This window comes from Streptomyces minutiscleroticus (genome assembly GCF_014650875.1).
Classification (GTDB): domain Bacteria; phylum Actinomycetota; class Actinomycetes; order Streptomycetales; family Streptomycetaceae; genus Streptomyces; species Streptomyces minutiscleroticus.
On record NZ_BMVU01000053.1, the window covers coordinates 1 to 24,767 of the forward strand.

Genomic DNA, 24,767 nt, shown 5'->3' on the forward strand with positions numbered 1-24,767 from the left:
CCTCGTCCAACGCCTCCGCGAACACCGGGAACCCCGCAGCAAGCTCACGCCCCATCCCCACACGCTGCGACCCCTGACCCGAGAACACCGCGGACACACGACCCCGAGCACCAGAACCCGGAGTACTCACAACCGAACCCGCCAGCCGATCCAGACCGGCCAACACCTCCGACCGCTCCCCCACCACCACCGCACGATGGTCGAAAACCGACCGCGTCGTCACCAACGACCGCGCCACGTCCACCAGAGCAAGCTCAGGACGAGCCGCCAGATGATCACGCAGCGCCGCCGCCTGACCCGCCAGACCCGCATCCGACTTCGCCGACAACACCAACGGCACCACACCACCGGCCACCGCCGGAACCGACGGCACCACCGGCACCGCCACCTCCTCGACGGACCCCGGTACGAACTCCTCGACGATCACATGGGCATTCGTGCCGCTGATGCCGAACGACGAGACGGCCGCGCGGGCCGGACGGTCGTGGCCCGTCCAGGCGCGCTCGTGAGCGAGCAGTCGCACGCCGCTGCCGTCCCAGTCGACCTCGCCCGTGGGGTTGTCGGCGTAGAGGCTGCGCGGCATCACACCGTGGCGCATCGCCATCACCATCTTGATGACACCCGCCACACCGGAGGCACCCTGGGTATGGCCGATGTTCGACTTCAGCGAACCCAGGTACAAGGGGTTGTCGTCACTGTGCGCCCTGCCGTAGGTGTTCATGAGGGCCTGGGCCTCGATGGGGTCACCGAGCCGCGTACCCGTGCCATGGGCCTCGACGACGTCGACCTCGTGAGCGCCGAGACCGGCGTTCCTCAAGGCGGCGCGGATGACGCGCTGCTGCGACTTGCCGTTGGGGGCGGTGAGACCGTTGGAGGCGCCGTCCTGGTTGACCGCCGAGCCACGGACGACGGCCAGCACCTCGTGGCCGTTGCGCAGCGCGTCGGACAACCGCTCGACGACGAGCGTCACCACGCCCTCGGCCATACCGAAGCCGTCGGCGTCCGCGGAGAAGGACTTGCAGCGTCCGTTGGGAGCCAGCGCGCGCTGTCGGCTGAACTCGATGAACATGCCGGGCTCGGCCAGCACGGTGGCACCGCCGGCGAAGGCCAGGTCGCACTCGCCGTTGCGCAGCGACTGCACGGCCAGGTGCAGTGCCACCAGCGAGGACGAGCAGGCCGTGTCCACGGTGATCGCCGGGCCCTCCAGACCCAGCACGTAGGAGACCCGTCCGGCGGCGACACTGGTGGTGGTGCCGGTCAGGACGTAGCCCTCCAGGTCCGGCCGGGCCTGGTGCAGTGGCTGGCCGTAGGGCAGGTTGATGACACCGTTGAAGACGCCGGTGCGGCTGCCCCGGACGCCGGCCGCGTCGATCCCGGCCCGCTCCAGCGCCTCCCACGCGGTCTCCAGCAGCAGCCGCTGCTGGGGATCCATCGCGACCGCCTCACGCGGGGATATACCGAAGAACTCGGCGTCGAACCGGTCGATATCCGCCAGCAGAGCGGCTTCCTGCTGATAGAAGGTGCCGGGGTCGGAGGGGTCGGAGCTGTAGAGGGTGTCGAGGTTCCAGTCGCGTGCGGCGGAGAAGGAGGTGACGGCGTCGCGTCCCTCGCTGACCATCTGCCACAGTGCTTCGGGGGAGTCGGCGCCGCCGGGCAGTCGGCAGGCCATGCCGACGATCGCGATCGGTTCGTCCGCCGTGGCGGAGCCGCCGGGGGCGTCGTCCGTCTCGGCCTCCGAGTCGTCGCCGAGGACCAGCCGGAGCACCTCGCGGGCCAGGGCCTGCGGAGTGGGGTGGTCGAAGGTGACCGTGGGCGGCAGCCGCACCCCGGTGACGTCGCTGATCCGGTTGCGCAGCGCGAGTGCGCCGGCGGAGTCCAGCCCCAGCTCCCGGAAGGCCTGGTCGGTGGCGACGGCCGCGTCGTCCTCGTGACCGGGCAGCGCCTTGAACTGCTTCACGACGAGGCCCAGCACGTCCTCCAGACGGCGTTCGGGCGTGAGCGCCTCCAGGCGTGCGCGCAGCGCTTGGCCGATGGTGTCGCCGCTGTCGGCGCCCAGCGGGTACACCGGCAGGGGGATGGTGCGGGCCCGGCCGAGAACAGCGGTCCAGTCCGGGGTGGCTCCGTGCAGGGCCGCGACGGCCACCGCTTGCCGATGGCGGGCGAGACCCGCGTCGTCACGGCGCATGGTCTCCACCGCCACCGCCTCGACGCCGCGGTGCGCGGCGGTCTCCTCGATGCTCATGGTCAGCACCGGGTGCGGGCTCATCTCGATGAACAGGCGGTAGCCGTCGTCCAGCATGGTCTCGACGGCGCCCTGGAAGTCGGCGGTCGTAAGGGCGCTGCGGTACCAGAACTCGGGGTCGAGGGCGGCGGTGTCGACCGCACCGCCGGTCGCAGCGGTGTATACCGGGACGTCTGCGGTGTGCGGACGCACCGGTGCGAGTTCGCGCAGCATGAAGTCGCGGGTGCGCTCGATCTGCGCGGTGTGGGCGGCGACATCGATGCCGACCTGCCGGGCCCACACGCCGCGGGCGGCCAGCTCTTCGAGAACCTGTGCGCATGCCTGCGGGGTGCCGCCGACCACGGTCGAGCGCGGCCCGTTGACGACGGCGATCTCCAGTTCGAGTTCCTGCTCCGTGAGCAGTGCCTCGACCTCGGCCCTCGGCAGTCCCACGGCGACCAGGCCCCCCTCACCGCCGATCTGCCCCTCGCCCCTGGCGAACGCGGCGACCAGCTGAGCGCCCTCCCGGAGCGACAGACCACCGGCGACAGTGAGCGCGGCGATCTCGGCGAAGCTCTCGCCGACCACCGCGTCCGGTACGACACCGTGCGACCGCCACAGCTCGGACAGCGCGACCATCACGGCGAACAGGGTGGGCTGGACGACGGCGACGCCCTTCAGAGGGACGGTGCCGGAGAACACGTCGGCCGGCTCGAAGTCCACGTGGGGGCGGAGCGCCCGCAGGCACTCGGACAGCTTCTCGCGGAAGTACGGTTCGGACTCGGCGAGTTCGTTCGCCATGCCGAGCCACTGACCGCCCTGTCCGGGGAAGACGAAGGCCACCTTGCCCCCGGCGATCGCAGTGCCCTGCACCACGCCCCTGACCGGCGTGCCGGCGGCCAGCGAACGCAGGGCACCGACGGTTTCGGTGCGGTCGCCGCCCAGGACGACGGCACGGTGGGGCCACAGGGTGCGGGCGGTGGCCTGGGTGTGCGCCACGTCGGTGAGTCCGGCAGCGGGGTGTTCGACGAGGTGGTCCGCCAGCTTCGCGGCGTACGCGCGCAGTCCGCTCTCGCTGCGCCCCGACAGCAGCAGCGGTACGGCGGTGCCGACGTCCGCCGCTTCCGAGGAGTCCGCGGTGTCGGTGTGCGAGGGGACCGCCTCGGCCGGCCCGGCCGTACGGGCGGCCACGTCGCGCGGGTCGACGCGGGGGCGGTCGTCGAACCCCGAGGCCTCGGCGGCAAGAGCGAAGGCGGACGTCCCGTCGGGGTCGAGGACCACCGCGAGCGCGGCTTCCTGCCCGGCCAGGGCCTGCTCCGCGGAGAGGAACGGGTCGGCGTCACCGACGGCACGGACGGTCACACCCGCGATGCCGTCCAGACCGTCCAGACCGCCCGGGTCGCCGGCGGCGAACACGGCCACGGGCTGTTCCGGTGAAGGAACCGCTGCGGCGTCCTCGATCGCCCCCCAGACGAGTTCGGCCACCGTTTCGCCGGCCCGATCACTGAATCGAGCGATACCGGCGAGCACAATTGCGCGGACATCGTCTGCCATTCTGGTAACTCCCGGTAAGGTCAAGCCGAGTTGGCGACTGAAGGACATGGAAATCCCTGCCGCACATCACAACAGACCGCTGATTCTTCCGGCACCCCCCAGTCACGCCCCTAAACACCCCTAATAAGAGTTTGTCTCACGTGGTGAATTCGGCGAACTCCTTGCAGCGCGGCGGGCGGGCACCTGACGCGTTCCGGGCTCGACGGGGCCGGGCTGCCGGAGAACGCACCGCCCAGCGGCTTCCGCAGGCCGCCACGCTCCGCGGCCGTCCGTCCGGGTCCCGCCACCGCCTGTTCAATGTCGTGGGGTCCGGCCAGGAGAGCGCTGGAGCGGCCTGGCTCCCGGCATCAGCGAGTCGCCCGGGGCCCGCAGGGGGTGGCGGGCCCGGCGGATGAGTCTGCAAGCCACCGGCAGGGCGGTCCGGTTGCCGCCGCACCGGTCCTTGGCCTGCTGGTAGTAGGCATAGTCGGGGGCGCTGGGGCGGGCGGCGCGCGTGGCCGCCCCGAACACGACCCGGCGCAGCACGGGTGGTCTCAGGTGGCGGGCCTTGGCCGCGCCGGCGCGGCCGGTCCCGGCCCGGCGCCCGGGCCCGTCCGAGGCCGCGCCGACCGCACGTCCATTCCGGCCGCCCGGCACTCCTCGACAATGAACCGCCAGCCGGTGCGGCCCTCCACCGCCGACCGCGGCAACTCCTGCGGCCAGGCACGGAACCGGTGGCGTGCCGCGGGGACGATCCGTCCCCGGCCGACCTGTCCGCTGTCGCTGTCAAGGCGGTCGAAGGTGATCCGTCCGCGATGGATGTCCAGCCCCCCCCCACGACGGCCGTCAGGGGTCTCCTCACGTTCCCGAAGACAGTCGCCCACCGAGCGTCGTGCTCCCCTCGGAGCGATCAGCCCATGAGCCGAGGAGGCCCCTCCCGCACGTCATCTTCTGGCCCGGGCCGCAGCCGCGTCCACGATCACCGATGCCCAGTCCAGCTCATCGCGCGCGCCCAGACCATCCAGCACCGCCCGGTGCAGCCGCCGCCACACCCCCGCTTCGGTCCACATCGCGAACCGCCGGTGCGCGGTGGCAGGAGAGACGCCGAAGGTATAGGGCAGCTGCCGCCAGGCACACTCGCTGGTCAGCACATACACCACCGCGGTGAACACACCCCGCTCGTCCCGCGGGGCCGTGCCCCCGCCCTGCGGACGCGCCGCGAACGAGGGAAGCAACGGAGCCACCAGCGCCCACAACCCGTCAGGCACCAACCGCTTCGACAGACCACCACTCATGGAAGACATCATGCCGCACTTCCGCCACCACGTGAGACAAATCTGAGATTGCGACCCATGTGGCAAGTCCTCATTTCGCGGCCCTCACTTATGCGGCATCGAGTCCAGCCGACGGCCGGTCCGCGCCTGCGGGGATCGAGCGGAGCATCTGCTGGCTGACCTGCTACCGCCGACTCGGTCCTCGCTACGGTTGCGATCTCCGAAACTGCCAGCCCTTACTCGGCCCGGCCGCCCGCCTCTTCACTCACCGGCGCCTCCCGCACCTTTATCCAAGGGCCGCCCGGAGGACAGACCGGCAATTCCTTCATGTATGCCGGACGTCGCGACATAAATACATCCGGGAAACGCAAAAGAAACGCGGGCCCGGTGGCGTACGTCACCGGACCCGCGTTGTGCGAGCCGTTCTTGTCTGACGGGTCAGAGCTTTAGCGGCTCATGTACCAATTCCCGCTAGCGCCGTGGAGATTTCGCACGATCCGGTCGACACGGCCAGTGTTCGGTGCACCGTCCGGGGCGCGGTCAGGGTGTATGTGATGGTGGTCGCGAGATCGGCACGGCCGATCTCGCCCTCGGGACCGGGGTCCGCGCCGGAGCGCAGCAGGATCCGGCCGGTGGGAGCCGCGTCCCGCAGTGTGCCGGGCCGCAGCACGGTCCAGTCCAGGTCCCTCTCCGCCAGGGCCTGTTCGGCGTTGGCCTTCTCCCGCAGGTAGGCCGGCAGGTCGTTGCCGAGCGCCGCCCGGTCGGCCGCGCTTGGCAACAGGGCGCTCACCAGGACGAAGCGCCGGACACCGACCCGCTCCGCCGCGCCGCTGAGCAGGGCGGCGGGAGAGGCCGTGGCGGTGGCCGCGCCGAGCGAACCCGGACCGGTCCCGGTCCCGGCGGCCAGCACCACCGCGTCCGCACCGGTCAGCGCGCGCACCACGGTCGAGCGGAGCTCGGCACTGTGGGTGTCGAGAACGACCGGTTCGACTCCGGCCTCCTTCAGCGCCTCCGTGTGTTCCGCGCTGCGGACCAGGCCCACCGGTGTCATTCCGCGGCCGAGCAGGGACTCCGCCAGCCGGGCGCCGAGACCGGTCGTCACGCCCAGGATCACGACCCGCATGCTCACTTCACCTCGGCCGTCGACTCGGATGCGGAGTCGTCGTCGCCATCGGCGCCGCCCTTGCCCGTCCTGCCGTCGCCGGTGCCGTCGCCGTCGGCACGCGTGTTTCCGTAGCCGTCGCTCTTGGCGTCGCTCTCCTTGGCGCCGCTCTCCTCAGCCCGGGCCGGGAGGCTGAACGCCAGGCCCGCGGAGAGCACCGCGGCGACCGCGCCGGCGCCGAGCGACGCGGCCGGTCCCTGCAGGTCGAGCAGCCACCCGGTGAGCGGCAACACCAGGGCCGCACCGCTGGTCGTCGCCGTGGCGAGCCAGCCGAACGCCTCCGCGCGCCGTTCGGGCGGAGCCAGTTCACCGATGCGCGAGTTGCTCGACCCGAGACTGGCGGCCACCGCCGAACCGGTCAGCAGCGTGACCACGACCAACGCCCATACCGGGGTGTGGTCACTGACCGGCGGCAGCAGCAGGGCCAGCACGATCAGCCCTGCGGCCAGTCCGCTGGTGGTACGTCCGCTGTGCGGCTTGAGCCCCCTGCTGACCACCACGAGGCCGCCGATGGCTGCTCCCAGGCTGAACAGGGCGATGAGCACACCGGCGGTTTTCGGCGTGTCGTTGGTGCGGCCCCATGCGACGAGCGAGAGGTTCACCGAGAACAATGCCGCCATCAGGAAGAACGGAACGGCAACGGCCCGCAGGAAGGTGGCGTCCCGCAGCAGCGAACGCCGATCCGCCGGCTTGCTCGAGACGGCCGCGGCGGGCGGCTCGGCGCGCTCGAATCCTGCCGACCGCAGGGCGAGGCCGAAGACCATCGCGCCACCGGCGGCCAGCGCGGCGCACACCCCCACGGCCACCGCCCCGCTGGACAGCGTCACCACGGCCGTCGCCAGCAGCGGGCCGATCGTGGCGATCACCTCGTAACCGGTGGAGTCCAGTGTGTACAGGGCCTGCCGCTGCTCGCCCCCCACCAGCCGGGGCCAGATCGACCGGGACAGCTGGGAGACCGGCGGCAGCATGAGCCCGGTGAAGAAGGTGACGACGACGGCGACGGGCCAGAGCCCTGATGGCGCCAGCCCAGCCAGAACGACCAGCAGCACGAGCCCGACGGCGTAGCCGGTGCCGGTCTTGAAGAGCACGGAGGTCGCGGAGTCACGGTCGGCGATCCGTCCCCGTACCGGCCCGGCCACAGCCTGGCCGACCGCCATGGCGCCGGACAGCAGACCGACGCTCGCATACGAGCCCGTCCAATCTGCTACCAGGAACGACAGTGCCACCGGCAGCGCGCTCATATGGATACGAGCGAGCAACGACAGCGACAGCAAGCTCCGCAGGCGCGGCACCCCTGACAGCGCTCGCAACGACCGGAACATTGTGTGTCTCTCCTTGGCTGGGGGCGGGTCGGTCTGGGTGGCCGGGACGGTCTCCCAGCGGACCGGACCGCCGGGGTCCGGTGTGCGCTACCGGAGTTGCCGATCGGCGGCGCCGGGATGCAGGGCGGCCAGAGCCGACCTGAGGTGGTTGACGACCGTGGGCCTGTCGTCGTTGAAGAAGAAGTGCCCTCCGGTGACCTCGTGCAGGGTAAAGTCACTCGTCGTGTGTCGACGCCATGCCTCGGCGGCGGCCCGGTCCACCTGCGGGTCGGCGTCGCCCGTCAACATGGTCAGCGGACAGGAGACCGCCGCCTCGGGCTCGGGCCGGTAGGACGCGGCCAACTGGTAGTCGGCGCGCAGCACCGGCAGCATCAGTTCGAGGAAGTCGGGATCGTTCAGCAGCGCCGGGTCAGTGCCTCCCAGGGCGCGGGTCTCCGCGAGAGTCTCCGCGAAGTCGATCTTCCGCACGCCGTCCGGCGGCCGTACCGAGGGGGCCCGGCGGCCGGAGACCACCAGTCCCAGAACGGTACAGCCCTCGCGCTCCAGCGCCCGGGCGGTCTCGAAGGCGATGAGCGAGCCCATGCTGTGCCCGAACAGCACCAGTGGCAGGTCCGCCACGGACCGCAGTACCTCGGTAACGGCCTCGGTCATCGCCGGGAACCGGGTGATGGCCGGTTCCCGGCGGCGCTCCTGCCGGCCGGGGTACTGCAGGCACAGCAGTTCCACGTCGGAGGGGACCGCCGTCCGCAGCCATGGATAGTACGAGGCCGAACCTCCGGCGTGCGGGCAGCACACCACGCGGAAGGCGGCGTCGGGCCGTTCCCCGTACGAGACGAGCCAGGCGTCGGCCCTTCGGGGACTGTAAACGGTCACGCTGTCCTTCCTGAGCCCGTCAGACCGTGGGGATCGAAGTCTTCGTCCGGCCGGCGTCGACGGCCTCGATGTCCTCGTGCTTCATCTTCAGGATCGAGGCGTTGGTGTGCTCGCCGGCCTCTTGGCCGAGGGTGATTTGCAGGCTCTCGCGGTGGGCGAAGAACCAAGCCTCGACGGCGTACCGGAATTTACGCATGACGTCGACGTAGGCGAGCTGGGAGGCGTCGATGACGGACGTGGCCAGGTAGCCCCTCAGGAAGGACTCCTTGTCGGCCTCGTCGTCCAGGTAAATGAGGGTGCTGGCGACGTCGAAGACATGCGGCCCGTACATCACCTCGCCCCAGTCGAGCAGCCCGCCCGTGCCGTTCTTGATGCGGAACTCGGTGACGCGCGGGTCGCCGTGCACGACGCCCAGGGTCAGGTCGTCGGGGATCACTTCGAGCGCCTCACGCATGGCGCGCTGGATCCAGGGATACGGCTTCAGGGCCTCATTCTCGGCCAGCAACCAGTCGATCTGCGGCCAGGTGATCACCCCGGCCGGTACGGGGTGATCAACCAGCGCCCGGTGAATGGCGGCCAGCGTGCCGCCGACGATGCGCATCTGCTCGGCGTCGGTCCTGTCGACGCGCTCGCCGTCCATGTAGTCGAGCAGACCCCAGCACCAGTCACCCTCCAGGACCACCAGGTCACCGGTAGTCGTGGTGTTCGGGGTGCCGCTGAGGATCCCCTGCTCGGCAACGCCGCGGGCGACGCCGAGACCGGCCGCGAAGCCGGCACCGTGACTCTTCGGGACGGCCTTGAGCACGTATCGCCGTTCGCCGTTCGCGACCTGCCAGGTATGAGAGTTGTAGCCCTGATCGGCGACTTCCCGCTCCCAGGGGAGCACCGACCAGCTCCCCTCCCCCCAGCGGACCAGAGGGAGTTCGCCGTCCTCGGGGGCGGCCGGCAGAGCTTCGAAAACGGGCATGCGGTGACGTCCTGTTCTTGTTCCTCGTGCAGTGACTTCGGTGGTCCGTTACGGCGTCAGCCAGCCGCGTCCCAGGTGACAGGGAGTTCCCAGACGCCGTAGACGACGGAGTCGGTCTTGAAACGCAGTTGGTCGTGCGGAACGGCGATACGCAGCGTCGGAAAGCGTTCGAGAAGCCGTCGGAAGGCCACCCGCATCTCGACGCGGGCGAGCTGGTGTCCGATACACATGTGGATGCCGGCGCCGAAAGCGAAGTTCCTGGCGTTCGTCCGGTCGAAGATCAGCCGGTCCGGGTCCGGGAAGTACTCGGCATCGCGGTTGGCGGAGACCATCGCGCCGACCACGGTCTGCCCGGCCTCGATGTGCTGGCCACCGATCTCGACGTCCTCCAGCGCGGTGCGGGTGAAGGAGAACTGGACGATCGACAGGTACCGCAGCAACTCCTCGATGGCGCTGTCGATGAGTTCCGGGTCACTGCGCAGAGCGGCCAGTTGCTCCGGATTCTGCAGGGTGACCAGGGTACCCAGGCTCAACATGTTGGACGTCGACTCATGCCCGGCGATCAGCATGAGCGTGCACAGCCCGGCGACCTCGTCGTCCGTGAGCCGGTCCGCCTCGCTCTTGGGATGGACCAGGTCACTGATCAGGTCGTCGCCGGGCTCCTTCTTCTTGGAGTCGATCAGATCTTGCATGAAGCGGGAAAACTCGTTGATCGACGCCTTGATCTGCTCCAGAGGCAGTTCGACGTTGAGGACGTCTGCCGACCAGCGCTGGAAGTCCGCACGGTTGTCGGAAGGCACACCGAGCAGGTCCGAAATGACCAGTGCGGGAATCGGCAGAGCGTAGGCGTCGACAAGGTCGACAGGCCCGCCCTGCGCCTCCATCCGGTCCAGGAACTGCTGCGCGTAGGCCTCGACCCGGGGCTCCAGCTCACGCATCTTCCGCGTGGTGAAACGGCCGGCGACCAGTCTGCGGTACCGGGTGTGGTCAGGGGGATCCATGCTGATGAACGCGCCAGGGGGCATGGCGGGTTTGGTGTCCCGGTGCCGGGTTCTTGCCGAGCGCGACCGTTCCGAGCTGAACCGGGGGTCCGTGAGCAGGGTCCTGACATCCTCGTACCGGCTGAGCAACCACCCCTGGTTGCCATCGGGGTACACGATCGGCGCGACAGGCGCCTCGGAACGCAGCCGCGCGTAGTCGTCCGGCGGGTCATAAGGGCAGCTGCGTTGGGTCGGCAGCCCTTGGACTGGAGTCATCTCGCTCATGAACTGAAGCGCTCCTCGGTGGATGGTGCAACGCCTGTCGTTCGCTGCCCTTCGGGGGATCCCTGACCGGTCGGCCGTTCAACCCGCCCGGCCACGGCTCCCGAGTACTCACCGAGCGGGGCTCAGCTGCCCGCAGGAAGATCCCACGAGCGACTCTACGGTCCGGGCGATCGTCGCCCACACCCCCTAGACACCCCCTAGCCACCCCTGAACAATGTCTGGTTAACCAGCCGTTCACCTGCCCCGTCCGTGTCGGCAGTGAACCACTCCGGTTCCGATGGAGGGTTCGGCTCGATTCGCTGAACCTTCTCCGACCTCAATTGGTGCTGATGAGGTGGAGGGTGAGGACTGCCTGGACGAGGTGGGTGATGCGGGTGGTCGAGCAGCGTAGTCTGCGGAGGAGGCGCCATGCCTTCAGGGCCGCGATGGCGGGTTCGACGAGAGCCCGGATCTTCGCGTGGAACCGGTTGACGGCCCGCTGACCTGTGGAGAGCTTCTCCCTGCGGCCCCAGCAGGGGACACGGACGGTACCTCCAGGGATCGTATTGAGTTCCGATCAAGGGGGTGGCTCGGGTGAGGTCCCTGAGCCAGATCATCGAGGTGCATGGGTGGTGTCCCTGACGTGGTGCACCGCTTCGATGCCCCACTGGGAGCGCGCGAGTTGTGCGATGAGCTGCGGGGACGCTGCGGTGGAAGGCAGGTCGGTGATCCCGTGGACAGTTTTGCGAGTGATCTTTCCGGTCCTGGTGTTCACGCGGTGGCGCACGGTCTTCGCGGCCTGGATGACGTGCGGGAGGTCCGGGTGGAGGCCGGTGACGGTCAGGGTGCGCACCGAACGGGTCTCGCGTCGGCCGTGGCCGTCTGCGCGCCCGTAGCGACGGGCGGTGACCTGCTTGGAACGGCAGTGAGCGCAACGCCGCGTGCGGGTGCGGCTGGTTGCGCTTCACGACGAACAGATAGTGCGCCTTCTCGTTCTGCACCAGCCATGTCGCGTGGTCGCGGCCGGTGTGCGGGGCGTCGGCGGTCACCGTCACTTTCGTCAGGCCGAACCGGGCGAGCAGCGCGGCAAAGCCGGTGACCGCGGCGGTCTTGTCCGGCACCGGCAGCTGGCGACCGTGTGCCCGCCGGACGGCACGGCCGAGAGGAGGTGGGCGGCCGGGATGGTGGAGGTGCGCGAGCCGCGGGCGGTCGTGCCGTCCACCGCCAGCTGCCGGGCGCCGGCCGGGCTGCGGCCGAGCAGGTCGGCCGGCCCGCCGGGGCAGGTCAGCTGCAGCACCCGCCGGATGGTGGAGGTGACCGGGACCTGGTGCAGGGCGAACGGGCCGGTGGCGCGGACGCCGAGCCGGGCCAGGGCGTCCTGCGGAGCCTGGACCGCCCACTGGCCCACGGCGGCGTAGGAGCGGGCGCCGGCCAGGACCGCGCAGCACGCGGTGAGCAGCATCGACACCAGCGAGTGCCGACGCCCGCGCCGCTCACGCGGGTCAACCAGCGCGGTCAGCCGGCCGACGACGCGCGGCACAGACCGCTGGGCGTGGATGGACGATGTGATCAAGCAGATCGTGGCAGACCGGCGGCACATCGAGGCTCCGGTGGTTCCAGGCGACTTGGGAAGGTCACCCAGAACAACCGGAGCCTCGTTGCGTGCGACACGGACACACTGAAGGTTTTCCATCTTGATCAGTTGGCGGGTTAGGGGGCGACGACGGCTCGGACGATGGCGGTGACCCGGGTGGTGCTGCAGCGGAGCTTGCGCAGGAGCCGCCGGCCCTTGAGGACCGCCATGGCGCGTTCGCCGAGGCTGCGGATCTCGGCATGGTCCCGGTCGTGACGCCGGCGCCGGCCACGCAGGTTCCTGCCGCGGAGCGGGACGCGGAGGGCGGGGCCCGCACCCTGATACGCCTTGTCCGCCCAGCACTTGATGCTGTCGGCGGCCAGAGCGGCCGGGATGTCGTGGGTGCGGGCCGCGGTCGGGTCGTGGGCGGCTCCCGGCAGTGCGTGCGATGCCCGGATCAGGCGTCCGGCCGGGTCGGCGAGGACCTGCACGTTCATGCCGTGGTGCTTCTTCTTTCCCGAGTAGTACGGGCGGTCGGCGGCGATGCGGTCGGTCAGCAGGAGCGTGCCGTCGAGGATCACGTACGCCTTGCTGCGGGCCGTGCCCATGGCCTGCTCCAGTGTCGGAGCGAGCGGGGCCAGGAGGTCGACGGCCTCGCGGATGGAGCGGCAGACCGTCGCGATCCCGATGCGGAAACCCGCGGCCAGGCGGGCATCGGGGGTGCCCCCGGCCGGAGGCTGGGGAGTGTCACCGCAGCGCAGGTGCGCGAGGACGAGCAGAGCCTGCCGGCCGCGGGTGAGGCGGCGCCGGCGGGAGCCGATCCGCCGCCGGTGCCCCGCGAGCAGACCAGCGAGGTGCTGCAGGGTGCGGCTGGATGGGATCGATGGCAGACGAGCAGACAAGCACGAGAGCTCCTGGCGAACTGGCGATCTTGGTCGTGAACCCGTCTACCAGGAGCTTTCTTCATACCCCCACCGGGGCACCGGTCCAACCACCCGTCAGGTCGGAAGAGGCTCAGTGCCATCGATGCGGACACCGAACAGCAGGGGGGCGCCGGGTGCGTTGGTCGCGTTGATGGAGAACGACCCGGACGGGCCGTTCGGCAGCAGGTGCTGCACCCCGGCCCCGTGCGGCACCGTCTCCTCGCGCCGCGGTACCGCAGCGACGTCATCGACGGATGCCTCGCCCAGCGCAATCAACGCGCGGACGCCGACGCGTTCACCGCCACCCCTCCAGCCACTGGACGGCCTCTTCGCCCGGGGCGGCACACTCTGCGCGCCGCCCCCGGCTGCCCCGCTACGACCGCGGCGCCATCGCCGGCCGGATGCCGATCGCGGCTCCGGTGACGCGTACCCGTGGATCGCCGGGGACCATGTCGACCTCCAACAGTGACGGGCGGCCCATGTCGTGGCCCTGGTGGAGGGTGAGGTTCGCGTCTGCCGGGACGAGGGCCAGGTCGCGGGCGTAGGCGCCGAACGCCGCGGCCGCGGCGCCCGTCGCGGCGTCCTCCACCACACCGCCGACCGGGAACGGGTCGCGGACATGGAAGACGGTCGCTGTTTCGCGCCACACCAGTTGCACGGTCGTCAGGTCGAGCCGTTGCATCAGCTTCGTCAGTCGGTCGAAGTCGTACTCGAGGTCGGCCAGTCGCTCACGGGTCGCGGCCGCAAGGACCAGGTGGCGCACGCCCGCGAAGGCGATCCTCGGGGGCAGGGAGGCATCGAGATCGCCGGCCTGCCAGCCGAGCGCCGCCAGAGCCTCCGTCACGTCGGCCGGGGCGGTGCCGTACACCCGGGGCTCGACGCTGGTGAGGGTGGCTTTCAGTACGCCGTCCTCCTTGCGGACGGTGACAGGCACGTGGCCTGCGGCGGTGTGGAAGTCGAGGTCGCCTTCGCCGATGCGCTCGCCGAGCGCCACCGCGGTGGCCACGGTGGCGTGGCCGCAGAAGCCCACTTCCGCCTTGGGGCTGAAGAACCGCAGCGTGAACGACCGGCCGTTGTCCGGGTCGGGCCCGGGGGTGACGAAGGCCGTCTCCGAGTAGCCGAGTTCGGCGGCGATCGCCACCATCTGGGTGTCGGCGAGGGAAGAGGCGTCGAGGACGACTCCGGCTTTGTTGCCACCGGTCGGGCTGGTGGTGAAGGCGGTGTAGTGCAGCACCTCGGCGGTCAGGAGGCGGGCCGGTTCGGTCACGGTGGTCTCCGTCGTCGAGTTCGCCATGGTGATCATCCTCTCAGTGGGGTTCCTGCCGGGTTACTTGCAGGTCTGCCGGGTGACGGGGCGGGTCAGTCTCCCCCGTGGTGGGGGTGGTGGTTCGGCGGCGGGCGGGGAGCGCGAGCAGGGCTCCGGTCGCGAAGGCCGTCGCAGCGAGGCATGCCGAGAGCCGCAGGCCTTCGGTGAAGTCCGACGCCGTGGTGGCGAGGGTGCCGAACAAGGCCACTCCGACGGCGCTGCCGACCTGCCGGGCGACGTTGAAGACGGCGGAGGCGATGCCCACGCCCGCGGCGGGTGCGGTGTCGACGATCGCGGCGGTGGCGGAGAGGGCCGTCAGCGTCTGGCCGAGGCCAGTGGCGATCAAGGCGAACAGCAGCACGGGGTACGGGGTGTGGGGCCCGGCCGGCAGCCAGCCGAGGAAGCCGAGTGCGCCCAGCGCGAGGCCGGCGGCCATGGGCGGGTACGGGCCGGTGCGGGCGGTGATCCGGCTGGACAGCGGGGCGGCGATCAGTCCCGTGCACACCGACGGCAGCAGGGCGAACCCCGTGGCCAGGGCGCTGAAGCCGCGCTCCTGCCGGAAGTACAGGGTGGTCAGGAACAGCATGCCGTAGTAGCCGAGGCTGATGAGCAGGCCGATGGCCGCGGTGGGAGTGAAGGAGGGGGCGCGGAACAGGGACGGCGGGAGCAGCGGTGCGCGTCGGCCGCCTGCGGGGAGACGTGCTTCGAGGGCGCGTTCCACGGCGGCGAGGGCGGCCAGCGCGGCGATGCCGAGGCCGATGGCGGAGAGCACCAGGGGTGAGGCCCAGCCGCGTGTGCCCGCCTCGTTGAGTCCGCCGGCCAGCGCGATGAGGCCGACGACGACGAGGAGTTGGCCCAGCGGGTCCGCCTTCGGTGCCTCGTGTCGCGACCGGAAGGCAGACGGGAGGTGCCGCAGCGTCAGAGCGACCGCGAGGGCGGCGACGGGAAGGTTCAGCCAGAACACCGCGCGCCAGCCACTGGCCGCGACCAGCAGTCCGCCGGCCACCGGCCCGGCGCCGAAGGCGACCGAGGCGACCGCGCCCCAGACGGTGACGGCGCGGGCGCGTACCGCACGGTCGGGATGGGTGGCCCGGAGCAGGCCGAGGGATGCGGGCACCAGCAGTGCCGCACCCGCGCCCTGCGCCAGCCTGCCGGCGATCAGCGGTGCCGGTGATCCGGCGAGGGCGCAGGCCAGCGAGGCGACGGTGAAGATGCCGAGTCCGGTCAGGAACGTCCGGCGGTGGCCGACGCGGTCGGCGAGCGCGCCACCGAGCAGCAGCAGACCGGCGAAGAGGGTGCTGTAGCCGTCGACGATCCACTGCAGGGCGGTGGCGCCGGTGCCGAGTGAGGTGCGGATGTCGGGGATGGCCACGTTGACGACGGTGACGTCGAGCATGACGAGGAAATAGCCGAGGCTGAGTGCAATCAGCGGAGCCATGGCGAGCGCGGGCCGACGGGCGTCGGTGGCCCGTCCGGCTGTCGGCCCCGTGGTCGGCCCACTGCGGGCGGCGAGGTGCGTTGCTCTCATGGAGAGATGATCGAAGCCGGACACTTCGTCGTACGTCAAAGTGTCGACGTCGTACGCTGTGATCATGATGGACGAGCCGCTCAAGCAGCAGACCGACATCGCCCGCGCCGCCGCGCTGATCGCCGATCCGTCGCGGGCCCGGATGCTCAAGTGCCTGGCCGACGGCCGCGCCCTGCCCGCGAGTGCACTGGCCGGTGAGGCGGGTGTCAGCGCCGCCACCGCCAGCGTGCACCTGGCCAAGCTGGTCGAGGGGGAGTTCGTCACGGTCGGTCGGCAAGGCCGGCACCGCTACTACCGCCTGGCCGGTCCGGACATCTCCGCCGCCCTGGAGGCCCTCGCGCTGATCGCCCCGCCGCTGCCCATCACCTCGTTGAAGCAGAGCAACCGCACGAACGCCCTGCACCGCGCCCGCACCTGCTACGACCACCTGGCCGGACAGCTCGGCACCGGTCTGATGGGCGCGCTGCTCGACCGCGGTGTGCTGACCGGTTACGACGGCGTCCACCGCCCCGAGCAGGCCGTGCGCGACCGTCCCGCCTCCTACGGACGCGACATCCACTACGCCCTCACCGACAGTGGCCGGGCGCAGCTACGCGAGCTCGGTGTGGACACCGACCGGTTGCCCCCGCGCCGCCCCGCCGTGCGCTACTGCGTCGACTGGAGCGAGCACCGGCACCACCTGGCCGGCGGACTCGGTGCGGCGCTGACGGCCCGGCTGTTCGAACTGGACTGGGTGCGCTGGGGTGCGGCGCCGCGCGTGGTCCATGTGACCGAGAAGGGGATCGCAGGTCTGGAGCATTCGCTGGGCCTGACCCTCGCACGGTAGCGGGATGACTGCCGGCCGGCGTGAGTGCGTCGGCCGAGCGGACGTGCACTCCACCGGCCACCTCTTCGGCAGCACGGTGCAGCCGCTGGTGACCACGACCAGCCGCAGCCGGGGCACTCCGTCCCTGCCCGCACTGCCACCGTTGCCGGTGAACAGGTGCCTGTCGCCGGGGCAGGGGAACAGTTCGGCATCCGCCGCCGTCCCTCATCGGGTTCAGCCACAGCCCGGCCGCGCCCCAGCACGACGACGGCGGGCAGCGCCGACACGGTCCGCCTCCAGCTCGCGCAGTGACTGCCCGGGCCGTGGAGCAGCAGTGCCAGCGGCGGGGAGACCAGCGGGGGACAGCTTGGCCCCCGCACCCGCGTTCCCCACCGGCGCCGCCGGCAGGGCCCCGAGCCGATGACAAGGGCGGTGGCCGGCAGCCGCAGCAGGATCGCCACGTCCACCGCCTCGTACGCCGTGAGCGACACCCGGGCCGGCCCGGAGGTGTCCACGTACGGCCGCGTCGGTAGCGTCGGCCGCGCCGGCAGCGTCGGCAGAAACGTCCGCACGACCGACCCGGCATCGGCGCCCCGTTCGGGCCACCTGCCGTCCGTCACTCTCATCCCTGCGACACCAGGTCCTCGCACGGCGGCCTTCGTCACTCCGAAGAGCCACACACATCCCAGCGCGGCGGGGAGTGTCTGACCTACTTGTTGCATCCCTCGTTGTCGGAGGGGCCTGCGAGACTGCGTCCGTGATCGCAGAACATGAGTACGCAGTCGTCTTACGGGCGGGTGAGCAGTTGGTCCGCCGGGCCGTGAGCTGCCCTTCGGGTGAATACGGTGTGGTGCACCAGCACGACGGCAATGTCGTCGTGTACCGGAACGCGGACCACTGCGCCGTCTGGGCCACCGGGACCGACTTCCAGCCTTCCGTGTACGGTTCGGAGGCTCTCGAGCATCACGATCTGGACCGCGCCTTCGGCCGGCCGGGGCGCCTGGTACTGCAGGAGGACGGCAATCTGGTGGTGTACTCCTCGACGGGCCAGCCGCTGTGGGCCAGTGGCACGACGGGCCGGTCGACGGTCGCCCTGATGATCCAGGACAGCGGCAGGCTTGTGCTGAGGACCGCAGAGGACACCATTGCGTGGGCCAGCCCTTACGCCCCCCTGCGGTGGGACGGCTGGAACCGCGTGACGGACGGCAGGCGGCTGCGGCGCGGGCAGTGCCTGCGCGGCGGGTCCCTGGTGTCGGACAACGGCGCATACGCGTTCGTGGTCGAGGGGGGCGGCGCCGCCTGTCTGTGCCGTACCGCCGGCAGGATCCTGTGGACGGTGGGCCTGCGCCCCCAGGAGGGTTACGCACTGACCGGCGACGGCCGCCTGGTCACGCGTGGCCCCGGCGGCGAGGAACGTCCCGCCCAATCGCTCGGGATATCCGACTCCGCCGCCGCCGCACTGGCCCAAAGGGGCGCGGCGGAGATGTCGGTGACCGACGACGGGCGCCTCGTGATCACCGATGGCGACGGCACCGTCCTGTGGAGCATGACGCCTGCGTTCACACACACGCCCAGGCAGCGCCTGCCACGGGCGGAGCGGCCGAAAGCCCGGCCGGCTCCGGACGTGCCCCTGCTGCCTGCGGGTGAGGAGCTGCCGGTCATCCGGACCGACTTCTCCGACGACGCCGCCTGGGAGGATGCGGTGGCGCGGGTGAGCGCGGAGTACGACGACGACGGCGACACCTGGTCGGTGGACGTGACACCGATCGACGACCGCCGCTACGCGGGCCTGACGTCGGACCAGTTGGCACTTCTCGTCCCGGAAAGCGTGCACTGGCCCATGTTCGTCGTGGCGGACGCCCGGACCATGGCCTCGTCCGGGCGCGACATGCTGATGGTCACGACGGACCCGGAGGCCCTGGTGGACAGCGCGCGCGCCACCCCGACCGCCATCGTGGAGATAGCGATCAACCTGTGGATCGCGAACATGGACTGGGAGGACTATGTGGGTGAGGCCGACGGCCCGGCCCAAGCCGACGACCGTGTGCTCGAGGCGTGGAACATCGAGGAGCCGCCCGAATGACCCGAGAAGGTCAGCCGGCGTTCGAGTGATGTCCCTCGTCCAGATCGGTCCAGCGTGTCGATGCCGAGAGCCGGACCGATCTCAGCACGAGGGAGGTCCGGCAAGCGGCCGAGGCCACGCTGCGACCGGCACCGTTGCAGTCGCAGCCCTGCGCCCAGGGTGCGCTCTCCCAGCTTCACGTCAGTGCACGACCTGCACATCCATCGCTTGGTGACAGCGGGAACACACCGGAACTCTCGCATCAGGACCGTCCCCACACCCACCGAGGCAGCCGCTGATCAGCACCACGCCACGAAGCTCCGCTGTCTCTCACATCGCTGTCATGAAACCGAGAGATCACACCTGGCGTGGGTGCCCCCGGCCGATGTCCTCCGGTAGCTGCTGGCCGCCCATGACGCGCCCTCCCGGCCTGCTGACGCAGTCCGGCGGCTGGTGTGACAGACGAGCGAAGCCTCTGGTGGACGGGTTCACGACCAGGATCACCCATTCCGTCAGAGGCTTCCCGGCTTGTCCACCCGTCCGGACTGGACCCGTCCGGTCGGCATCTTCGCTTCCTCACCGCCCGTCTGCGTGAACACCACCGTGCGATCGGCAGCCGGTGGCGTCGGCCGGACGCCGGCCGCCAGGCCCTGCCCGCGCTCGCCCACCTGCGCCACGGCCACCCGTACGCCCAGCTCGCGGCCGGGTTCGGCATCGCAACCACGACCGCCTACCGGTACATCACCGAGACCGTGGAAACCCTGGCCGCGCTCGCTCCCAGCCTTGCCGAAGCAGTACGGACCGCCTCGTCGAAGGCGTTCGTCCTGCTGGACGGGGCGCTGCTGCCGACCGGCCGGACCGTCGCGGACCGGCCCTTCTGCTCCGGCAAGCACAAGGAGCACGGCATGAACCCGCGCACGTGGTCCCGCACCCGCCTGCGCGGCCCGGCCCGCCCGAAGCGGCCCCCGATCCGCAAAAAGAGCTCTTCCGGCTCCCCGTCCCACGCGCTCATCGGCGACTCGTCGAACATGTCCGTGACCTGCTCGAACCAGCTCACGAACATGCAGAAGACGCACTCGTTCATGGACACCGTGCACAAGTCCGTCCTGAGCCTCGGACACCCCGCTACACTCCACACCAGCAGGCCGCTGACCGGCCCGGACACCGAAGTACGGCTGGAGTGCCAAGGGTTGTCCCGTAATCGCTGGTCATGCGCCGCCGAACTCCGCGCCGGCTCGCGAGCGCCAGGGTCGTCACCGGGTATCGATGCACAGATCCCTCATGTACCAGTCGAGCCGTGTCCCGTCCGCGCCGTGTGTGTGCTTGCCGGGGGTGAAGCCCGCCCTGCGGGCGACTGCGGAAGAGGCAGCGTTCTCCGGCTCTACCCGGATCACAGCCTGCTTCACTCCCTCACCCGTCGCACATCGGGAGACCAGGATGACCGCGCGGGTGGCCAGGCCGCGCCCTCGCCCCGCGCTTTGGCGGCCGGCGTGGACGGGCGGCACAGGGCGGGCAGGCGGTGGATGCCCTGGCCAACCGCTCACACGGTTCTCAGCGCCGCAGAACAGGGCGAGGCGCCGATGCAGACGCTCTCAGTGGAGCTGACCGGACCCGGCCTGTAACCTGCGCCTCAAGCGGGGCAGGCACGGCTGCCGGGCGCCGTCCGGGCGGGTACCGCCCGGCTGGCCGACGGCATGCCGCCGCGCCCTGCCGGTGATGGACACGCCGGAGCACGACGCCGCGCCGACAGCAGCCGACATCGGCGGACTCGTCAGGAGGTGGCACATGCGCGTGGTGGTCACGGGCGCATCCGGGTTTCTGGGACGTCGGCTGGTCAAGACACTGCGGCAAAGACGGACATGGGGCGGCGCGCCGATCCGGCGGCTGGTGCTCGCCGACCGCGTCGTGCAGCCCGGCTCCGGCCTGGCGACGGACCCGATCGTGGACATCGTGCACGGTGACCTCACCGACCGGCTCGGGGAACTGTTCGCCGAACCGGTCGACGTGCTGTTCCATCTGGCCGCCGCCGTGTCGGCCCAATGCGAGGCCGACTTCGACCTCGGCATGCGCAGCAACGTGGACACCACCCGGGCCCTGCTGGATGCCGCCCGCACACAGTCGGCCGCGGGTGGACCGTTGTCGCGGGTGGTGTTCGCCAGCAGTCTCGCCGTGTACGGCTCCGACCCGGCGCTGTCCCTGCCGCCGCTGGTCAGCGAGACGACCTGTGCCCTGCCGCAGTCCAGCTACGGCGTACAGAAGCTCATCTGCGAACACCTCGTCACCGAGTACACCCGCCGCGGCTTCGTCGACGGACGCGTCGCCCGCCTGATGACCGTTGCCGTGCGGCCGGGCAAACCGAACGCGGCCGCCTCCGGCTTCCTGTCGTCGATCATCCGCGAGCCGCTCGCCGGATCCCCGGCGACCTGCCCGGTCCGCCCCGGCCTTCGCGTGGCCCTGGCCTCCCCACGCCGCACCGTCCATGGACTTCTGCGTATCGCGGAGGCCGGACGAGGAACCGGGCCCGGGCAGCTCGACGGCAGACTGCCGGTCAACCTGCCCGCACTCACCGTCTCCGTCGCCGAGATGCTCGCCACGCTGCGGCAGGTCGCCGGTGACGCGGCCGCCGACCTGGTCACCATCGAGCCCGACGCCGCCGTCGAAGCACTCGTGGGCTCGTGGCCGGCCGTCTTCGACAACCGGCGCGCCGCCGCACTCGGTCTGGAACCCGACCCGAGCTTTCTGTCGATCGTCCAGGACCACCTCGCCGGTCATGCGGAATCCGCCTGATACGTGCCGCAGGAGGCCATGCCCGAGCAGGTCACAGGTACAGGGCAGGCTGCCGTTGGCATCGTCAGTTCCGAAGTCGCGGGTGGCCTGCTGCTGGACGGCGGTGAGGCGGAGGCATCAACGCCGACCAGGCCGCCGAGGAGGCGCTCGGTGTCGTCGGCGATCACGGGCCGTCACGCAATGGCCTCGAGTCGTCTTCCGGGGGCGTCGTGTCTTCGAGAAGTACCGTGGCCCGGGGATGGACTGCGGGGCATGACGGGCTCCGCAGGCTGCCGGATCGGTCCGTCTTCCGGCACCCTGCTCCACCGGACCCGGGCAGACCGCACTGACGTGCCCTACGCCGACGGTTCATGTTCTGTTCACCGCGCAACCATCAGCCGTCGCCGTGGGGCTGCCGGGCGAATGTCACCCCTAGGCGGCCTGTGAGCCGCGCGCTTGCCGAAGGACTTGTGGGTATCCGCCGCCTTCCCGTGTCGACCGCGGTGGCCGCCGCTCTGATCGGCACGTTCGGCGTGCCGGTCGTCGCGGGCACCGCAACCGCCGCGGGCCGTGCCACCACCGTGCGCGGGGACTTCGACGGCGACGGCATCGAGGACCTTGCGGCCTTCTACGTCTACGAGAACCATGCCGAGGGCGGCAAGCTGTGACTCGGGACGGAAGACGGCCTGTCCACCGTTGCGCAGCGACTGCCCTCCGCCTCCACCACCGCCGTCGCCGACTTCGACGAGCCGGTCGGCGTTCATGGACTGCTCGGCTCCCCGCGGTACGACGATCGCGGGAACGCCGGCCAGGAGCGCCTCGCCGCGGCCGCCCGTGCCGGCGTGGGTGACGAAGGCGTCGGCCTGTTCCAGGATCGCCCGCCGCGGGGCCCGGGGTGCACTTCGACGTCAGACGGGACGGCACCGAGTTCTCCGGGGCCGGCGTACTTGCCGATCCGGAGCACGACGTGCTGACCGGGCAGGTCGCCGAAGGCGGCGTGCAGTTGCGGGAGCGCCTGGGCGGCGGCGTCGGGTTGGAGACCCGCCGCGGCGATGGGATCGGCAGGCCAGTCGTTGCCGGCGCGGGGCGGGTACGGGCGGTCGCGGCGAGGACGCGGTGTCAGGACCGGTCGGCCTGCGCGGCGGCCTCCTCCAGGTCGGCGACGGTCCCCGACATGATCGTCCGCACATGCCTGGTGATGTGCTGCACGGGCCAGTCCCACCACGCCACGGCGAGGAGCCGGGCGACGTCCGCGGCGTCGTAGCGGGTGCGGAGGAGACGGGCGGGGTTGCCGCCGACGATGCCGTAGTCGGGGACGTCGCCGGTGACCACGGCGCCGGCGGCGATGATCGCGCCGTGGCCGATGCGTACACCGGGCATGACCGTGGCGCCGTGCCCGAACCACACGTCGTTGCCGACGACGGTGTCGCCCCGGCCCGGCAGATCGGTGATCAGGTCGAAGTGCTCGGCCCAGGAACCGCCCATGGTGGGGAAGGGGAACGTCGACGGGCCGTCCATGCGGTGGTTGGCGCCGTTCATGATGAACCGCGTGCCCGTGCCCAGCGCGCAGTACTTGCCGATGACGAGCCGCTCGGGCCCGTAGTGGTACAGCACGTTGCGCGTCTCGAACGCGGTCGGCTCGTCCGGATCGTCGTAGTACGAGTAGTCGCCGACCTCGATCAGCGGCGACTTCACCAACGGCTTGAGCAGGACGACGCGCGGGTGCTCGGGCATCGGGTGGAGCACGGTGGGGTCGGCGGGAACAGGCGGCATCGCGGAGACGGTTCCTCTTCAGTAGGCCTAGAGCGACAACTGTCGCGTTAAGATGCTGGCACAGCCCTGCCGCCTTGATCAACCGGATACTGACTGCCGATGACAGACCCCACGACCACGACGCCGGACCGCCGGCCGGGCGGTCGCACCGCCCGCGTCCGCGCCCAGGTCCTGGACGCGGTGTGCGCCGAACTCGCCGAGAACGGGCACGAAGGACTCACGATGGAGGGCGTCGCGACCCGCGCGGGAGTGCACCGCACCACGGTCTACCGACGCTGGCGCGACGTGGGCGGCCTGCTCGTCGACGTCATCGACGCCGCCGGTGAGATCGACTGGCAGCCACCGGACACCGGCTCCCTGCGCGGCGATCTGACGGCCCTCAACCAGCAGATCCAGGAGTCCCTGGTCGTACAGCCGTCGCTCGCCGTCGCCCTGATGGCCGCCTCGTTCCACTCCGAACAGGCCGCGCGGGCCCAGACCCGGCTGTGGGCGGACCGGTACGCCCAGTGCGAGATCCTCGTCGAGCGCGCCGTCGAGCGCGGTGAGCTTCCCGCACAGCGCACGGACGCGCGGAGCCTGCTGATCGCCGCCACGGCGCCGCTCTACCACCAACTGGTGCTCCTGCGTGCTGACCCTGACCCGCACCTGCCGGAACGGGCCGCGGAGACGGCAGTCCTGGCGGCTGCCGCGGGCGCCTTCTCCGTCCGTCGGCGCCGGGAAGAGAGCATGTGATCCCGGCGACCTCCCGTGACGGTTGGTGGTCTTCGTTCAGCCGGTACGACCGTGTTCCGTCCGGCGCAGGGCGAGGGCGGCGCGGGTGATCCGATGGTCGCGGGCGGTCGGCGTCCGGGATTCGTTCTTCGCGGACCCGTACCCGCCAGGGGCTTCACAGGTATCCGATACCAGGTCGAGCCCGTCCGATGTCCCTGGTGGAAAAGAACCCCGCTCCGTCGGACGGGCGGCATACTCTGAACCCCGTCCGCACCGTCCGGGGGAGTCATGACAAGCAGGTTCACCGAGTTGACCGTCGACTGCCACGATCCGGAGAGACTCGCGGCCTTCTGGTGCGAAGTGCTGGACTTCAAGGTGATCGACCGGAGCGAGGGCAAGGTCGAGATCGGCTCCTGGGTGCCGACCGTCGAAGAGGTGCGGGCCCGCCAGATGCCGCCCACCCTGCTGTTCGTCCGGGTACCCGAGGGCAAGACCGTGAAGAACCGGCTCCACCTCGACATCAGCCCGATCGACGGCAGCACCGAGGACGAGGTGACCAGGCTGCTCGGTCTCGGCGCCACCACGACGGACGTGGGCCAGGGTGCAGGCCGAAACTGGGTGGTCATGGCAGACCCCGAGGGCAACGAGTTCGACGTCCTGCGCACCCTGGCACCGCAGAGCCAGAGCTAATGCCGTGACCGGAAAGGTTCACCGGCTCACGACG

General features: G+C 70.8%; 21 protein-coding genes and 3 pseudogenes. 7 read left to right on the forward strand and 17 right to left on the reverse strand.

What is annotated here, in order from left to right:
* The 14 genes and pseudogenes from IE271_RS32775 to IE271_RS32840 all read right to left on the reverse strand — a co-directional run.
* On the reverse strand, positions 1-3,775 hold a 3,775-nt coding region (locus IE271_RS32775; RefSeq protein ID WP_190194125.1), incomplete at its 3' end, for a type I polyketide synthase.
* A 923-nt stretch (positions 3,776-4,698) separates the two neighbouring features.
* A complete protein-coding gene (locus IE271_RS32780; RefSeq protein ID WP_190194126.1) occupies positions 4,699-5,049 on the reverse strand; it encodes a transposase in 351 nt (116 codons plus the stop codon).
* Positions 5,050-5,482: 433 nt separating this feature from the next.
* The gene (locus tag IE271_RS32785) at positions 5,483-6,151 is read right to left on the reverse strand and encodes an NAD(P)H-binding protein (protein WP_190194127.1); all 669 of its coding nucleotides are present in this window, start codon (positions 6,149-6,151) and stop codon (positions 5,483-5,485) included.
* Between the two features lie 2 nt (positions 6,152-6,153).
* On the reverse strand, positions 6,154-7,512 hold the full coding sequence (locus IE271_RS32790) for an MFS transporter (protein ID WP_268256248.1): 1,359 nt from the start codon (positions 7,510-7,512) through the stop codon (positions 6,154-6,156).
* Positions 7,513-7,599: 87 nt separating this feature from the next.
* Positions 7,600-8,385, reverse strand: a complete 786-nt coding sequence (locus IE271_RS32795) for a thioesterase II family protein (protein WP_190194129.1) — start codon at positions 8,383-8,385, stop codon at positions 7,600-7,602.
* Positions 8,386-8,404: 19 nt separating this feature from the next.
* Positions 8,405-9,352 carry a phosphotransferase enzyme family protein gene (locus IE271_RS32800; RefSeq protein WP_190194130.1) on the reverse strand — a complete coding sequence of 316 codons (948 nt, stop codon included), beginning with the start codon at positions 9,350-9,352 and terminating at the stop codon, positions 8,405-8,407.
* A gap of 56 nt (positions 9,353-9,408) precedes the next feature.
* Positions 9,409-10,617, reverse strand: coding sequence for a cytochrome P450 (locus IE271_RS32805; protein WP_190194131.1), 1,209 nt, complete (start codon positions 10,615-10,617; stop codon positions 9,409-9,411).
* 316 nt (positions 10,618-10,933) lie between these two features.
* Positions 10,934-11,152 (reverse strand): annotated as a pseudogene (locus IE271_RS32810) (transposase family protein); the annotation flags it as partial.
* 57 nt (positions 11,153-11,209) lie between these two features.
* Positions 11,210-11,449, reverse strand: coding sequence for a hypothetical protein (locus IE271_RS32815; RefSeq protein WP_190194132.1), 240 nt, complete (start codon positions 11,447-11,449; stop codon positions 11,210-11,212).
* A gap of 207 nt (positions 11,450-11,656) precedes the next feature.
* Positions 11,657-12,169 carry a transposase family protein gene (locus IE271_RS32820; RefSeq protein ID WP_190194133.1) on the reverse strand — a complete coding sequence of 171 codons (513 nt, stop codon included), beginning with the start codon at positions 12,167-12,169 and terminating at the stop codon, positions 11,657-11,659.
* A gap of 137 nt (positions 12,170-12,306) precedes the next feature.
* Positions 12,307-13,071, reverse strand: a complete 765-nt coding sequence (locus IE271_RS32825; protein WP_190194134.1) for a transposase family protein — start codon at positions 13,069-13,071, stop codon at positions 12,307-12,309.
* 96 nt (positions 13,072-13,167) lie between these two features.
* Positions 13,168-13,368: a hypothetical protein gene (locus IE271_RS32830; protein ID WP_190194135.1), complete on the reverse strand. Its 201-nt coding sequence runs from the start codon at positions 13,366-13,368 to the stop codon at positions 13,168-13,170.
* 97 nt (positions 13,369-13,465) lie between these two features.
* The gene (locus tag IE271_RS32835; protein WP_190194136.1) at positions 13,466-14,386 is read right to left on the reverse strand and encodes a PhzF family phenazine biosynthesis protein; all 921 of its coding nucleotides are present in this window, start codon (positions 14,384-14,386) and stop codon (positions 13,466-13,468) included.
* 13 nt (positions 14,387-14,399) lie between these two features.
* Positions 14,400-15,926 (reverse strand): MFS transporter, encoded by a 1,527-nt coding sequence (locus IE271_RS32840; protein ID WP_229919707.1) that lies wholly within the window; start codon positions 15,924-15,926, stop codon positions 14,400-14,402.
* A 64-nt stretch (positions 15,927-15,990) separates the two neighbouring features.
* On the opposite strand from IE271_RS32840, the gene IE271_RS32845 reads away from it, so the two are divergent.
* The 3 genes and pseudogenes from IE271_RS32845 to IE271_RS32855 form a co-directional block, all read left to right on the forward strand.
* Entirely contained in the window at positions 15,991-16,752 is a 762-nt protein-coding gene (locus tag IE271_RS32845) for an ArsR/SmtB family transcription factor (RefSeq protein WP_190194137.1), read from the forward strand.
* 736 nt (positions 16,753-17,488) lie between these two features.
* A complete protein-coding gene (locus tag IE271_RS32850) occupies positions 17,489-18,814 on the forward strand; it encodes a DUF6924 domain-containing protein (RefSeq protein WP_190194138.1) in 1,326 nt (441 codons plus the stop codon).
* A gap of 485 nt (positions 18,815-19,299) precedes the next feature.
* A pseudogene (locus IE271_RS32855) lies at positions 19,300-19,704 on the forward strand (transposase family protein); the annotation flags it as partial.
* Positions 19,705-20,046: 342 nt separating this feature from the next.
* Here IE271_RS32855 and IE271_RS32860 read toward each other — a convergent pair.
* Positions 20,047-20,337, reverse strand: a complete 291-nt coding sequence (locus IE271_RS32860; protein ID WP_308435231.1) for a GNAT family N-acetyltransferase — start codon at positions 20,335-20,337, stop codon at positions 20,047-20,049.
* Between the two features lie 241 nt (positions 20,338-20,578).
* On the opposite strand from IE271_RS32860, the gene denD reads away from it, so the two are divergent.
* A complete protein-coding gene (denD, locus tag IE271_RS32865) occupies positions 20,579-21,580 on the forward strand; it encodes a D-erythronate dehydrogenase (RefSeq protein ID WP_190194161.1) in 1,002 nt (333 codons plus the stop codon).
* 470 nt (positions 21,581-22,050) lie between these two features.
* The gene (locus tag IE271_RS42490; RefSeq protein WP_229919711.1) at positions 22,051-22,227 is read left to right on the forward strand and encodes a hypothetical protein; all 177 of its coding nucleotides are present in this window, start codon (positions 22,051-22,053) and stop codon (positions 22,225-22,227) included.
* Between the two features lie 66 nt (positions 22,228-22,293).
* On the opposite strand, the pseudogene IE271_RS42495 reads toward IE271_RS42490, so the two are convergent.
* A pseudogene (locus tag IE271_RS42495) lies at positions 22,294-22,565 on the reverse strand (nucleotide disphospho-sugar-binding domain-containing protein); the annotation flags it as partial.
* Positions 22,566-22,678: 113 nt separating this feature from the next.
* A complete protein-coding gene (locus tag IE271_RS32875; protein WP_190194139.1) occupies positions 22,679-23,332 on the reverse strand; it encodes a CatB-related O-acetyltransferase in 654 nt (217 codons plus the stop codon).
* Between the two features lie 99 nt (positions 23,333-23,431).
* Here IE271_RS32875 and IE271_RS32880 point away from each other — a divergent pair, with 99 nt between their 5' ends.
* Complete coding sequence (locus IE271_RS32880) at positions 23,432-24,064, forward strand: TetR/AcrR family transcriptional regulator (RefSeq protein WP_190194140.1); 633 nt, start codon at positions 23,432-23,434, stop codon at positions 24,062-24,064.
* Positions 24,065-24,331: 267 nt separating this feature from the next.
* Positions 24,332-24,733: a VOC family protein gene (locus IE271_RS32885; protein ID WP_190194141.1), complete on the forward strand. Its 402-nt coding sequence runs from the start codon at positions 24,332-24,334 to the stop codon at positions 24,731-24,733.
* Positions 24,734-24,767: the final 34 nt, after the last annotated feature.